This is a genomic window from Serratia sp. D1N4, from assembly GCF_054552755.1.
The window spans coordinates 2,104,438-2,118,998 of record NZ_CM137274.1 but is presented as its reverse complement, the minus strand read 5'-3'; the positions used below and the strand labels follow the sequence as shown (position 1 = coordinate 2,118,998).

Here is a 14,561-nt window from a genome sequence, read left to right as displayed (position 1 = left end):
ACTAGCCATGACAACGAATGGCCGTGTCTTTATTCTGGCTACTCTTCGATCGGGTTATCCACTGTGTCAGCCCCAGACAACGGCGCGGCTTCCGCCTGGACATCAAAAATCTGTGTCGGCAGGGTAAAGCCTCGCAGTTTCAGCAAGGCCAGCGGTCCACGGCCCAGTTCGGTGCGCATATTCCAGGTCAGTGGCGTCCCGTCCGGGGTGTTCAGGATCAGACGATAACGGGTATCACCGTCATCCAGCGGTGTGATGGCCGCCTTTTCCAACAGACGGATCAGCCCCCAGTTGCCCTGTTCATCGGCAAACAGGTTCGCCCCGCCGTTGACGCTGGTCCAGGTCAGCATCACCCCCGGCTTATCGGTGGCACCAGGCCAGTTAAAACTCTGCCAGCTTTCCATCTGGTTGAAGTAACGCAGCTTCTGGCCATCCAGATTGAAGGTGGTTTCCACCACGTCACGCACCGGCTTGCCCATCAGTTCAAAACGGATCCCCATGCCGCCATCGGTATACAGAATATCGGCCAACTGACTCAGCTGATTGACCGCCTGCAGGAACGCCGGATTGAAACGCAACCCTTGGCTGTTCACCTTGTCCGGCACCCACAGGTTACCTTCCTTGTGCAGCACGCCCCCCAACTGGCGGGTCAGGAACTGGTCGATACGCCCCGAATCCGCCCGGATAAACTGCCCCAGCATCGGCAACGAGGCATCGCTGCGCGTCGCGGCAAACGGGTAGCGCCCGTCAAAGGCGGTATGCCAACTGGTGACGATCGAGGCCTGCCACTGGCTGTTCAGGCTGGCAGCAGACGGTTGCAGGACGGTCTGCCAGGCCTGGTTCAACGGTTGCACAAACAGGGTCTGGCCAAAGTTGCGCCATTCCGAACCCAGACTGGCGGCGATCAGGTTGCCATACTCCTGGGTATCGGTCAGATCAACGCTCTTACCCTCAAACACCGTCTGCGCCAGTATCTGAGTCATTTCCTGCGGATCGTTGGCGTTCGCCACCTGCTGCAGCTTGAGACGTACCCGGGTCAGGCGGGTCAGGAAGGTTTGCAGACTGAGTGAGCTGTCGGCGGTCATCACCCCGGTGGTATTGCCTTTACCCATCAGGGTCAGTAGTGGACCAAAGGTGCCATCCAGTGGGCCGGTCGGGCCCTCACTGCCCTGGTCAATCGCCGGTAATTTGTCTTTATGCAGCAGATTTTTTGCGGATTTAACCAGCGAATCGGATAGCGCCTCGCTGCGCGCGCCGGTCTGCCCCTGATAGGCCAGGGTATTCATCAGCGCAATCAGCGGGGACTGCCGTACATCGCCCATCAGGGTGAGTTGGTCGGTCACGTCGGACAGGTTGGCGGCATTGTTCAGCCGCAGACTGTTGAGGAAGTTGAGCCAGGCGTTGCTGAAGTCACTGAAATAGCGCTCGGTCAACCGGGCCTTCAGGGCTTCTGGCGACACATCGTCAGACACCGGGTGCTGGCTATCGCTCAGCACCCAGTCAATTTCTTCCCGCCGTGCGGTCGCGGCCGTTTCAATGGCTTTTTGCACCTGCCCTTCCCAGGCCTGGCGGGTAAACATCCCCGGTACTACTTCCTGAGTGGTAAACAGCGCCTGGGCATCGGTATCCCCGACCATCTGGGCCAACGTCAGATCGGCATAGTTGTTGGCCACCGACTGCAACATTTTCTGGTATAACGCGCCATCGGCATTACGCCGCCCCATCTGCCGGAGCAACAATTGCCGCACCTGAGCCACCAGGGCCGCGTCCGGCTTGATATGCCACTCGGGATGGGTGGCCAGGTTGCGGGCATAAAAGCCCCATAAATCCGGGGCCACGGCCTGCCAGACGCCGGGCGTTACCCCCGTGCGGGCGGTGTCGTTCTCGGCCAGCACGCGGAGAAGAAATGCGGTATCGACTTTCTCCGGCCGCGCCATCATCAGGTAGGCCTTGAGTTGGTCATACCCCTTGGGCCCCAGCGCGATACGCTCCTGGGTTTCAGGTGGCAGCGCGGCCAGCTTGCTGAGTTGTTGGTGCAATTTGGCCGCCGCCCCGTCACGGATCAACCGGTTGTTGGCCTGCGTAAAATGCGGCCACAGGGCATTCAGCAATGCCTCGTTCTGGTTCAACCCAAAACGCTGATACCAGGGGGTGCCGTGTTCAGCACGAAATTGCAGGCGCTCCAGTTCCGTCTGCATCTGCCGCAAGGCCAGCAGTTGTTCATCCGGGGCCGCCTGCTGTCGAATGGCCGCCAGTTGCGCCTGCGCGGTTACCATTTGCTGACGGTTGGTCAAGAACGACAGCAGGCTGCCCGCCCCCCACAACAACATCAGCCCCAGCAGACCGGCATACGCACTCTGTTCCCAGGAGAACCCGACACGACGGCCACGGGCGCGATTATCGTCCAGAACGCCCTGCCAGACCGGATCGGGTAACCAGCCGTGTGGCGCGCCGTCTTCGGCTTTCGCCACCGGCAGGCTGAACATCAGGCCACGCAACGCCAACGCCGGGGAGAAGTCACGCAATAACGGGGTCAAAGCCCGTGACCAGTGGTCAATACCCCGTTGCACCAGAGTCTGGGACAGGCGCAGCAGATAATCATGCGTGATGTTCTCACGCATCTGTGCAATCCCCTCGCGGCGCAGCGGGGTCACCAGGGTCTGCAGGTGACCTGCCATCTGCTCTGGCGTACAGCGTGATGGCAACAGGCAGCCCACAGGCTGTGTCGGTCGCTCCCACTGCGACCAGTCACTGTCAACCACTTGCCACAGGTACAGCGGAGCCTGCCAATGCCAACGCTGACCCTGTTGTTGGAACTGACGCCAGGCGTTATCCAGGGCGGTAGATTTCTGGCTTTGCGCTTCGGTCAGCGCCCAGACAATCCCGTCCAACGGGCGACGGCGACGCAACGTGCGCAAGGTACGGTGCAGGGGCTCCGCCAGTTCGTCCTGTGGGCGGCCTCCCCACAGCAACAGGGTATGACGCCCTTCCAGCCAGTGTTGGGTGGTCAAGCCAGGCACCAGTGCCTCAACCTGTTCGGGCTCCCCCACGACCAGCAGAATGCGGGTCTTGCGCCGCCAGAAGAAACCCTGGCGTTGGCGCAGGTGTCGACGCATCCCGTCAAAAGCGGTGGACGCTTCAGACACCGGCTCAGCGTCGGGGATCTCCTTATGGTCGTCCCCTTTCAAAGCCTGTCGCTGCACCTCATAGGCCTGGCGACCCGCGCGGCGAACCACCGCGTAATAGACGCCCATCAGCATCAGGACGAGACAAGCAACGCCAGGAACGGCCCATTGCCAGTAACGGTGGGCATCACTGCCGGGTGTGAGGCCCAGCAGGCCCGGTTCGCGCCGGAGCAACCAGCTCAGGACGGCGGTAATCAGTAGTACAACCACGGCCAGTGGCCAGAAGTAAGAACGGGTCCAGGTACGCGTCACTGCGTTATCTCCTGCGGGGATAAAGGGGGGGAAACCACGGTACTCCATACACCAGTCTCAGGTGCTGACGCCCCACTGAAGATAAACTGGGGAGCCTGTGTTAACTGAGCGGCCTGTGTGGCCGCAGCAATGGCCAACCAGGGGGTCACGCAACCGGGATGCCCCAACGAGGCGTCCAGGTCGTAAATCCCCTGCTCACGCGTCACCGGAAACGCCACCGTTTCCATCACCGTGCTGAGTGAGGCCGTACTCTCCTCGCGCAGGCCGGAAAGCCATACATGGCTGATTGACTCGGGAGACATCGGCACCCAGTCCAGCGCCTGACGGACCGCGTATTCTAGCCGGGATTCGGGGGCAAATTCCGGGCGGTGCAGGTATGCCTGCGGGGAGAGCGTTGTCTGGGTCAAGCGGTTGCCGAAAATCAGCCCGACGGCCGATTCGGCGGTCATCTCGGGTTGCTGGGGATGTATCTGCAGCGCCACCACAACCAGCAGTGCCGCCTCATGAATATGATTATCCAGCCAGTCATCCACCCCTGACAATCCCACACCGTCAACCCGGCTCATTGGGTGGGCAATACCCGCATCATCCCAGGCGGCTTGCCACACCTGCTGCAATGCCTCGTCAGATAACGCCGTACTCGATTCGACAATCAGCTTTAGAGGAACGGTTTCGTCCAGAGGAGATAATGTCTCAGCAAACGATGTAAATAGGGAAAGCAGAAGACGCTGAATCACCGCTTCCGATGGCTCATCTTCCGTCTCCCCCCACGGATTTTCCAACTGCGGTAGCCGACTATGCCTGACTGCTGCCTGACCTTGCCAGGAGGGTTGTGATAATAGCGCGTTTTCATTGTGCGTCAGGGCCGAAAGTTGCCTCTCAGGATGTTCCTCATTGAAATGTGCCGTATGCAATACCGCCCCCAACACCTGCAACGAGCGGCGGCCCTGTCGGGTCTGCTGTAGCAACACCTGCCAGCGCTGCGCATCCCAGCCATCGGCCAACAGATGCTGGCCGATGTACACCAGCCAGCGCCCCGCCGCCAACAGGCCCCAGCACAAGGCCGGGATCCCCAACGCCAGTGACCAGAACAGCAGTGGTTGGCGAGCGAGTGACTCTCCACCCCATAAGACCGCCACCACCACCCCAACCAAAAGGAAACAGGGGAACACCCCCAACCAGCGCCACCAACGGGGAGGCACCGGACGCGGGGCCAATCCGGGCAGACGATCCAATCTGACGGGCATAATGATTAACTCGCTGTAGCTTGGGGCAGAGAAGAGATCAACGTGCATCCGCAGGCACAGCGATGGCCATGAAAGGCCACCGGGATCCCGTTATCACAGAATGTGGCATGCCCCTCGCTGATCACGGTCTTCCCGTGAGCGAGGCAAGAGACCGGATCCCCCAGGCGAGCAACCCCAATGCCGCCGAACCTCATAGTGGAAGACCCTGATTTGACGACACCGCCGTGGGTGGTTTTATCACCGATGCGAATAATTCCCTTCATCGTATTACTTCCCTATCACGTTGAGGATTAACATGAAAAAACAGCACTTGCTGATACTATCTTATTTTTTCGGATCACGTTAGTTATCAAAGAGTAATATTAACGTTCGTGGCTGCCCCACAGTATCAAATTAGGGTACCCCGTTATCACCTTCACGTTCTTTATAGCCACTAGTCACCGACGTCACATTCCTTAACCCAGTCACTGTATAGCCGCCGATAGGCTCTTCATCATTTTCTGGGGACAAAAGAATAATCTCCCCATCAACACCGTGATTGTAATGTCCAAAGTGGCTGGCGACGGTTCCTATATAACAGTGGCCATTGAGCCAAACAGGAATTTTTGCAACAAATTCATAAGCATAATGAAGAGGGAAACCCATGCTATAGCGTTCGGCCTCTTCAGGCAATGTTCCTGGGGGGACTGGGCATATGGGGGGAGTAATCTGCCCAATGGGTTGCTCTTTAAACAAGCTTTTTTGCATTTTTTCAAGCGACTTCAACAACCCTTTCCGGTCTTTATCACTCAGCGCAGGTGTCAGCGGCTGCCCTTCTTCCTGAGAGCCAATTGAATCTAATTGATAATGGTAGCGAAGGGTAACCACAGCCGTTTTGTCAGCGTTGTTAAACGGACGTATCAGGTAAAGATTATCCTCACCGAACATGCCATTAAACCAAAGTGCATAGACCTGACCATCGATTTCAATCCACTGACTCCACTGGTTAGCACCACGTCCATTTTCTGAAAATAGCTCTCCTGATATACTGGATTCATTATCGTCCACACCATTATTGGTGGAGTAAAATTCGGTATTGCCGCGTTTGAGAACACCGGTAAAACGGAATAAGCCGGTCCCCCCCACATAGGCATCAACAATTAAATCACGTTTGCCGTCATTATCGAGGTCAACAAGCTGAAACCTTACCGTGCCAGTTTCCGTATAGGTGGTAATATTTGAGTGTAAAAACGCCTGCCACTCGTCGTCAGTGATATCGGCAGAGGGTTTGGTTTCTGGCAGTTGGGCGTTTTCAGCATACGAAACCTCAAAATCGGTGATAGGTTTTTTTAACGGAAACTGCTCAGTAATCTTGCCTAAGGTCGGTAGCTCCGGGTTCGCCATTTTCTCTTTCATAACGGCGTCATAAAATTTTTTCAGCGCAGCGTTATCACGTTCGACTTCTTTTTGAGTGCGAACTTTGCTGACAAAGGTAGGAAGGTGCCAGACTCCACCGATGAAAAAGTTAAATCCCAGTCCAACGGTATCATAGTATTGGTCACTCAGAACAAATTGCCTGCCATCCCAGACCCAGGCTCGAATCGGCCCACTGAACTCCCAGAGTTTACCCTCCTTATAGTCTCCAACATCACGGGTGATAAATTGTGGACGCGATTTGAAAGCATTATCAATCAACCACATAGCAAAACGGGATACGTCAAAGCATTCTGTTCTTATTAATGAATAATTTTTATCTACCGGGATGATGTCGTAAACCCTTTCATACCCCTCATCAAGCTTCCTACAGTACATTTCTGGTGTTGGTTGTATCCAGCGCCCTATTTTTTGTAACTGCGCTGGAGATAATGGATTAATTTCTGGAGATGCAATAACTGGCCGGGTAATGATTACGGGTTTTGGAATGGCGGGTAAAACATGATCATTGTTGTTCTTTCCAGGGTGCAGCAATGCGCTACGTGTCCCAATACGTTTTTGAAATTCATCCATTTTCAAAAAAACGGCGTCCGAACCTGCCGTCGAGAGCTCCACACGCTCTCCATTGGCTAAGAATTCAATTTTATCACTCTGACGCAATGCAGTAATGATAGACTTTCCCTGCTCATAATTGAGTGAGAAATACCCCCATGACTTTTCCTTTAATATTCCCTCCAGCTTGTCATTAATAAACAATTTCACGTTTCTTCTAGGAGGGTCTCCCTCTGTTTGCTGATTAAAAGCAACCTCGATTTCCACATTGTCATTGGTTCCCGCATGACGCGTTAATAAAACACTGACTTTTTCTTCACTTCCTTCACCATAACCCGCAGCCCGACAAGTACCTGTATTATCACAGGCCACTTCCCAGTATTTATGACTAAAGAAAAAACCTTTTAATGGTGCGGCATATGACGATCCTGTGGCGAGTAATCCCAGAGCAAAGAGTATAAAAACACGCATATAGAAGCCTTTACATTAAAAACACGCAAATTTATTCAGGAAATTTATTATACTTCCAACCGTTTGGCTTTTGGCAGTTTTCCGATATGCTTTCTAATTTCTCTAGCGTATTATTATCAAATCCTTCCTCACGCCCAGACTTGATGTTTACAATATAGCCACTGCCTGTTTCAAGTAATACCCTGGAATTATCAGATAAAAACACAGCACCAAAGATCCCATGACTCATTAGACCTTTTTTTATTGTTTTCTTATTTTCCAGATCAAATATAACATAACCATTGCTAGCGGGGCTCTGATCATTGAATTTTAATGGATATCCCCACAGTACCACTTTTGTCCCAGAGCAATTTACTTCATAGCCATTGATTGACACATTGAATTTATAAATTCTTTCTGACTTATTTTCTTTTATCTTTAGTTTGTTTGACTCTAAAATTGAAATATCTAATCCGGGTTGAAATGCATAGCATGAATTAATTGTAAACAAGAAAAAAGCCAGACCAGTTAATAATATTTTCATTTCCTTGACTACAGCCTCCATTTTTATCCTTTTCATTTATCCCCCAAGTCGCCACAATGGAATAGCACCTAATTTTCACGAGTATTATCACAATGCCGAAATAATAATTTTAATCAATACTTTTCAATTTGAATGATGAATATATTTTCTTGTAAACATCAAATGCATGTGGATCACCTTTACCCATAAAAGTAAATCCTGATTTTTTTGGTAAAAGAATTTCTGCTTGAAAACATTGATCCACATGATATCCCGCATCATCTTTATATCTACATGCGACTATAGCACTCAAGCCGGTGAGTTTTGAAATAACATTTACATCGGCTAAAACGGGAACCCCCTCAGTCATAGCCTCCCATTTATCATCTTCATTCTTGATAAAGTAATAACTGTCTTTCCTTGATATGTACTTGCATATTGTAAAATTCCCTGAGCCTTGCGCACTCGGATCATTAATGTTCAAACAATTATTTTCTTCATTAGCCTTCAATTCAGTTGGAATACTTAGTGTAGCACCGTTGAAAAGTACATCTTTATAGCGTTGGCTAGCATAAGTGTAATCAATAAAAAAAATGGAAAGCAATATTAAAAAATACCTCATTTAGCCCCCCCCGTTCAGCAACACTGCTAATCTCCGCGATAGTGTAAAATCTGTAAAGCCAGAATCCACACATCATAATTTAAGTTGAATATGTATTGAATTTTCTGTCGTTAAATAACTGTGCCTAATACCGCTACAGTTTCGAATTCAGGTGATGTTTGTCCAGTGATCAGCAGTAGCCGGTGAAACCGTTTAACAGCAAAGAGCAAATCCAAGCCCAGCCAGACCTGATGTAGGGGGTAGCACAATTAGGCGCCGTTATTTAGATTTACTACCCCCTCCAAATAAATATTCACTTACCCAAAATTTTTTAAATATAATTTCAATGTTATAATTAAGAAGCCAATATTTGGCTTCTTATGAAAAATCATTTTTGAATCACAAGATTGCCAGTGATCTTTTCTGGAAATTTTGAAAGACAACTTTTGTCACCTAAAGGATATACTTTTGCATGGATAACATCACCGGCGTTACCGATAAAAATTAGATTATTAAATACATCTTCATTCGAAGAGTGGCTATGAGAGTAGAAAGAACCACCTAATCTTTTATTTTTCAAGCCGGGATATAGGTATGTAACAACATCAGAAGCAACATTATCATTCATAGTCATAACTGAGAGCGAGTCAAAAGTATATAATTTCTTATTATAAATATATCCATGCCCAAAAGTAGTAGCTCGAGAACCATCAGGAGAAACATTAGGATCTTGTGTTTTTCCTGTTAAAAGTAAGAAAGTCTCTTTTTCCAGCCCAGATATTTTGGCATTAGGCATCACAGCACTAATTAAATCATTCCCTATAGTAGCACAAAGTTGTACCGCTTCTTGATCCGCATCATCAGCATTGCAGTTTCCAAATATAAAAAACAATGATAAAAACAATGAAAATTTAACTCCACGCATGTAACTCATATTCACCTCAAGCTATTTCAATTGGTCGATAGTTATTATTTTGAGATATCTCATCATTCAAAACAAACCAAGCATGCTGGAATGATGGCCAACGAACATCCTCAAACCCTTCCCTCCCTGGGTTTATACGCCTAGTGACTTCTTCAGCATCGCCGTGGTCACTACCTTTATCAGCCCAATAATTAACACTAAACTTGCCACTTGGAGTTAACCGGCCATTTATACGAACCATTTTCTGCTTGCTTACCCAAAAATAACCACCGGCATCACAAGCATAGTAAGCATCTGTAACTGGGAGTATATTATTAGGTTCTTGTGTAAAGTATTCAGACCCTGGTCCGAAACGATATTTACTATATCTACTATAATTAAACCTTCCTGTAAGATGCACTGTTCCGCGCCCTTTAAATCTTGCGCCATCTCCTGTTTGTGTATTCCCCAAGTTGTCTCCCTGGACTTCTCCAGGCTCGTACATATTGAAATACTCCAAATCACCGTCTTCTACAAATGATTTAAATCGACCGGTTTCCCTAGCCATTTGGCCCATGAAGTGAGCTATTCTTAACGGTGAGGTGATAAGATATTTATTCAATACTTTGGATAAACTAGCTTTTACATTTGCAGGACGGATTATATCTCCTGACCGTGCTGTTCCTTCAACAGTCAACCAGTTGATTACTTGATCCTTTGTTAACGATGGTTGTAATGCCCTTGACTCATTGCGACGAATAAGACGTATAAAATCATTTTCACCCATCCATCCACACTTCCTGAAATGCGAAATAAACTGCCGTGGTTCAAAGTGCCAGACGCGTCCAGCTGGTAGCCCAAGCGCCTTGGCATCAAAACACAACGCCTTGATATGCGCCATCAATTCATCCCAATCTTTGTCTGCCAATGCGATCGTTTCACCGGCTAGTTCATAAGCTGATGGTGTCGGTTGATCAAATATTTCACCAGCTAGTTCATAGGTTGACGGTGTAGGTTGATCAAACTCTTGGAGTTCGGGTTGCGTATATGAAGCCTCTTGTTTATTACCTACACGGTCTTTCCCCAAAAGGTCCGTCTGATGCTTAGCCAGTGAAATCGATGTTGTCGGTGACTTTAACCAACGATAACGATCCTCAGCCGTTGCTTCATCCCATTCCAGCGGAAAGTGGCAAATCGTCCGGCTTAAATCTTCCCCATTGAGGGCAAAGAGCGTAGGAGAGTTCCACTGGCTGTTATCGTCTGTATCGTCGTCAATCAATATCCACCCAGTCCAGTGAGGAAAATCGCCGTCGCTGAATTTTGTTATCTTACTGTCGGCCAGATTGACAACGCCACGGCCCCCTGGATAGTTTACCGTACGCCACAGGGGCGCATTGGCAGGGACTAGTGTTTCATGTTCGGTATTAATCACCCGCCCAAAGCGTAACAACTCATAACCTGCACTCGGGCTATCGGGGTATAATTTAAAAGCTGTTTTATAGAGGTTGTACTCATAATCCTCACCATCGACGTTAACCAACGCCTCACCTACTGTCACATAGGTGTTGCTCAGGACCAATTTGCGACGGGTAACCATGCTACAGTTACCTTTCTCAAAACGCATAGTGACATATAACGGCTCGGTACTTTCTGTCGCCGTTGCCCCGTCATTCGCCGGTATCGTCGGGTAAAATTTGGTGCCTGCAGGCAGATAAAAATGCATATCACCATAGACGATATTAGCGCGACCATTCTTGCCTGTATCCAGTTCTGTCGTTTCGCGCCCTACCAGCTTTTTCAGATTGGCATCGTCACAAAATATCTGGAAGTGAATGCCGTTTTTGCCATCAATATGCCCAACCTGGCCCAAAGGATCTTTGCGAGAAACTGTGCTCCCCTGTTTCACCTCACTTTTAATGCTACCCATGTGCATATACAACGAATAATATTGAACTTTACCTTCATCACCGCTGCCAATTTCGGTTTCATGCTTAAGTAATACGTAGCCAAAATCGGTACTCCCATTGTAGTTCAACGGCGGGATATCCCGTTTCTTTTGGTCAGGTTGGCGCAGGGAAATGACCGTCCCGTCCGCAATGGCACGGATATACTCCACATTGCTACCGATATCGCTGTGCATCAGATGAACACCACCATGCCAGGCTTGGCTGGCATTAATCGGAAAGTTACGCTGGACATCGATCGGGATCATTCGTTCTACCCAATCGGCATCTTTTTCGCCACTGTTCTTGTTACGTAATCTTGGAGGACTGATAATCATTGTTCTGTACCTTTATCAAGAGAATGACGAACGCGCTACCGGGTCAGCAGCTGCCGCTGGCATCACCGGGGTCTCTACGCTCTGCGTGGCCGGGCCGATATAAGCAAAACTGACACTTTTGACCAGATAGTCACCGGCCGTGCCCGATTCAATCTTGTTCGCATCCAGCGTGATATAGGTGCCCCCGGCGTTCAGCGTGATTTTCGTCTTCGCCGTGATACGGATTTCATCTTCAGTACTGGTGATATTGATCGCTTTACGCGCCAGCAACTCCATCCGGTCATTCTGCGCCTGCACCGAGATCGGCCCCTGGTTGGCGATCAGTTTCATCCCCAACTTGCGAACAAACAGACTGAACGCCTGCCCAACCCCCACAAACAGGTTCTTCACCACCCCGATATCTGCCTGGTTACCGGCATTCACCATCAGGTTCTGCGCTGCCGCCAGTTGCAGGTGCTCCCCGCTGGTCACCGCAATCCCTTTCGGCGCACTCATCAGTAATACCGCCGATTTCAACTGATCGATGTCCTGCTTTAGCATCGCCAGTTGGGCATTGACCTTCGCCGGGTCCGCATTCGCCGCCTGTGCATCCTGCGAGAGACGCTCCATCTGATCGCCAGCCTGCCTCAACTGACCCAGCGCCGCCCCCATCTCCAGCACTGCCCCTTGCGCTTTCGGCTGCGCATCTGCCGTAATAAAGATCCCTTTCGCCGCACGTATCGCCCCGAACAGGTCCGTTCGAGCCTCAAACCCCGCTCCCCGTTGTTCTCGGGCACTGTCGACCAGGTGACCGATGCTGAATTGGCTCGCGCCAAAGACCGTACTGAGCTTGATATGCTCCTTACCGCGTTCATCTTCGAGTCTTATCTTGTTAAGACCAGCAGTACGCAGCACATTTCGCTTATAGTTGGCTATCGTCACATGGTCCGGGTGTTTCGAATCGTGCAAGGCGTGCGAGATGTACGGCCTATCTGGATTGCCCCCCTCAAAGGCGATCCCGACCTCGGCTCCCGCTAATAAAGGGAGATGCAGACCATAAAGCTCTCCGGCATACGGGCGCGCCTGGCGTACCCACAAACTCTCATACCCCGCTTGCCACTCGTCACGATCCAGGTTGAACGACACCCGGTAGCGCCCGTCCTTGTCGATATGGCTGTAGGTGTCGTTCACCAACGTGCTGGTCACCCTGGCCGGGATCGTCCCGGCCATCACCGGTTTGGCGCTTGGCTCTGGGCGATAGCACACCGTTTCCGAGTACGGGATGGCGGTAAACGCCACTTCATAGCTTTTATCCCGCGCCGCCTGGCTGCGTATCCCGGTGATCACCGCCCCTTTCTGGAACACCGCAGGGGCATCTGCCCCCACCACCTTCAGCTCTTGCCCCGGCGTCAGGCTGGCCGAGGTGGTCATGCCGTTCAGTTGCGTCTGCTGGTTAAGATAACGTTCGTGGCGCAACCGGGCGTAGAATACGCCGCTTTCCGGCTCCGGCTCCTGCGCGTACTGGTCCCCGAGGGTCAGGTAATTGTCGGCATAGTGATAGGCTTCGCCGTAGGTGGTCTTGTCTCCCCGGCTGACATCCACCTCGCTGTCCATCCCGGCACCGGCGTCACGGTAGTTGTAGTCGCGGGTACTGACCCGCCCTTCCACCACATTGTGTGCCGTTTCCAGGGCCCAGACGCACTCCGCCCCCTGTGCATCCAGCCCTGATGGGCTGCGCAGCGGCAGGGTGAGGCCAAACTGGTAGTGCCGCTGGTCGTCATAAAACTCCACCACATCAATCTTGAGGCGGGGGTCAGCAGTAAAGCGAAACCAGATCCCCACTTCGGCCAGCAGACGGCTGATGAATTTCAGGTCATCCTCGCCGTACTGCATGACCAACTCACGTTTCGGGTAAGTGTGGGCGAGAGTGAACAGGAAGTCCTGGCCTTTGAAGCCATGCCGGTCACGCAGCACCTTCTCCACAATCTCCGGCACCGACAGGTGCTGGTAAATACGGTTTTGATGGCTGTTGGCCAACAGCGCCAGACGGGGAACCAGCGTCACTTCATAGCGGCTTTCATCACGTGAAGTGGAGAGGCGCTTAAACCCACTGATCACCCCGTGCAGGGTGCGCAACGGCGTCGGCTCCGGTACGGCAAACCCCAACATCGGCAGTGTGACCGGCGGCGCGTTGAGCGTAAAACTCGCATCCTGCATCAGCATCTGCGCAGGCTGCAGGTCTTTCTCCGGGCTGGTAAACGCAATCTGGTAGGCAAAGGGCTGACTGAGGTGTTCTTCGCCGCTGAACGCCAACACGTCCAGCGGTGCGGTAATGTCCCACACGGTCAACTTGTGCTGACTGTGATCGAAAAAGATCGCGGGTATATTGCTGATCATGGATGCATCTCCATTATGTCTGCATCAATAAATTAAAAAATATAATGAATACGCCGGTAATGATTCATTATATTTTCTGTCCTTTTAATCAATACGTTGTTACAAACACGCTCTTTTCTCAGCAAAGCGCTGTGTAAATAGAAGATCAGATTATCAATAAGGATATGACCACATGTAATGACCTTCAAGCACATCATCAACATGCTCTTGAGTGAACATAACGTCAGCATTCTTTTTAAAGCGAGCACGCCAGTCTGGCAACCACCAATAATACAATGACGTTCCTTTTATATTCAGATCAGGGTTGATAGCCTGCATAGCCACGTCTTTATCCGTAATAACATGATTTTCTAACGCCGTGTTGACGACATCCATGACACACAGATATTCTTTAATCGGTAATTTCTGCATCATCATAACCGTGTACATTTTTTGACTTTGATCATACGCGGGGTTGGCAATAACCTTCAGAGCATCACTTAAATACTGACCGGGTGCAGCATCGATTTTTTGCACCACACCATCGGAAAAAATATCATATCGATTTTGCATATCACGCCAGGAGCGTAATGCATTACCCTCCCCTTCATTTTCCGACAAGTTTTGCAGTAGGGTATAGAAATCAGCATTCCCTTTTGGCTTCACTAGAATCTCCTGACACAGGGTATTATCGGCTCTCAGCTTGATAAAGTACCAAGGCAAAACAAGAATACATAATGATAGCAATAAGAAAATGATGGTTTTGAAACTACGCTTTTTCATCCATATCATTTCATT

The 14,561-nt window shown here is 50.6% G+C and carries 10 protein-coding genes; all 10 read right to left on the bottom strand.

Going from position 1 to position 14,561, the window contains the following annotated elements; genetic code table 11:
• Positions 1–38 precede the first annotated feature (38 nt).
• The 10 genes from ACX1CU_RS09110 to ACX1CU_RS09065 all read right to left on the bottom strand — a co-directional run bounded on the left by ACX1CU_RS09110 (position 39) and on the right by ACX1CU_RS09065 (position 14,546).
• Positions 39–3,437, bottom strand: a complete 3,399-nt coding sequence (locus ACX1CU_RS09110) for an ImcF-related family protein (RefSeq protein ID WP_459402241.1) — start codon at positions 3,435–3,437, stop codon at positions 39–41.
• A complete protein-coding gene (locus tag ACX1CU_RS09105) occupies positions 3,434–4,684 on the bottom strand; it encodes a hypothetical protein (RefSeq protein ID WP_459402240.1) in 1,251 nt (416 codons plus the stop codon). Before ACX1CU_RS09105 ends, ACX1CU_RS09110 begins: the two co-directional genes overlap by 4 nt.
• Positions 4,685–4,689: 5 nt before the next feature.
• Positions 4,690–4,947, bottom strand: coding sequence for a PAAR domain-containing protein (locus ACX1CU_RS09100; RefSeq protein ID WP_459402239.1), 258 nt, complete (start codon positions 4,945–4,947; stop codon positions 4,690–4,692).
• 130 nt (positions 4,948–5,077) lie between these two features.
• On the bottom strand, positions 5,078–7,120 hold the full coding sequence (locus ACX1CU_RS09095; RefSeq protein ID WP_459402238.1) for a DUF1176 domain-containing protein: 2,043 nt from the start codon (positions 7,118–7,120) through the stop codon (positions 5,078–5,080).
• A gap of 31 nt (positions 7,121–7,151) precedes the next feature.
• Positions 7,152–7,664, bottom strand: a complete 513-nt coding sequence (locus tag ACX1CU_RS09090) for a hypothetical protein (RefSeq protein ID WP_459402237.1) — start codon at positions 7,662–7,664, stop codon at positions 7,152–7,154.
• Positions 7,665–7,752: 88 nt separating this feature from the next.
• Entirely contained in the window at positions 7,753–8,244 is a 492-nt protein-coding gene (locus tag ACX1CU_RS09085; RefSeq protein ID WP_459402236.1) for a hypothetical protein, read from the bottom strand.
• A 367-nt stretch (positions 8,245–8,611) separates the two neighbouring features.
• Positions 8,612–9,148, bottom strand: coding sequence for a hypothetical protein (locus ACX1CU_RS09080; RefSeq protein ID WP_459402235.1), 537 nt, complete (start codon positions 9,146–9,148; stop codon positions 8,612–8,614).
• 16 nt (positions 9,149–9,164) lie between these two features.
• On the bottom strand, positions 9,165–11,408 hold the full coding sequence (locus ACX1CU_RS09075; protein WP_459402234.1) for a peptidase M23: 2,244 nt from the start codon (positions 11,406–11,408) through the stop codon (positions 9,165–9,167).
• Between the two features lie 15 nt (positions 11,409–11,423).
• Positions 11,424–13,784 carry a type VI secretion system Vgr family protein gene (locus ACX1CU_RS09070; RefSeq protein WP_459402233.1) on the bottom strand — a complete coding sequence of 787 codons (2,361 nt, stop codon included), beginning with the start codon at positions 13,782–13,784 and terminating at the stop codon, positions 11,424–11,426.
• A 153-nt stretch (positions 13,785–13,937) separates the two neighbouring features.
• On the bottom strand, positions 13,938–14,546 hold the full coding sequence (locus tag ACX1CU_RS09065; RefSeq protein WP_459402232.1) for a hypothetical protein: 609 nt from the start codon (positions 14,544–14,546) through the stop codon (positions 13,938–13,940).
• Positions 14,547–14,561 lie beyond the last annotated feature (15 nt).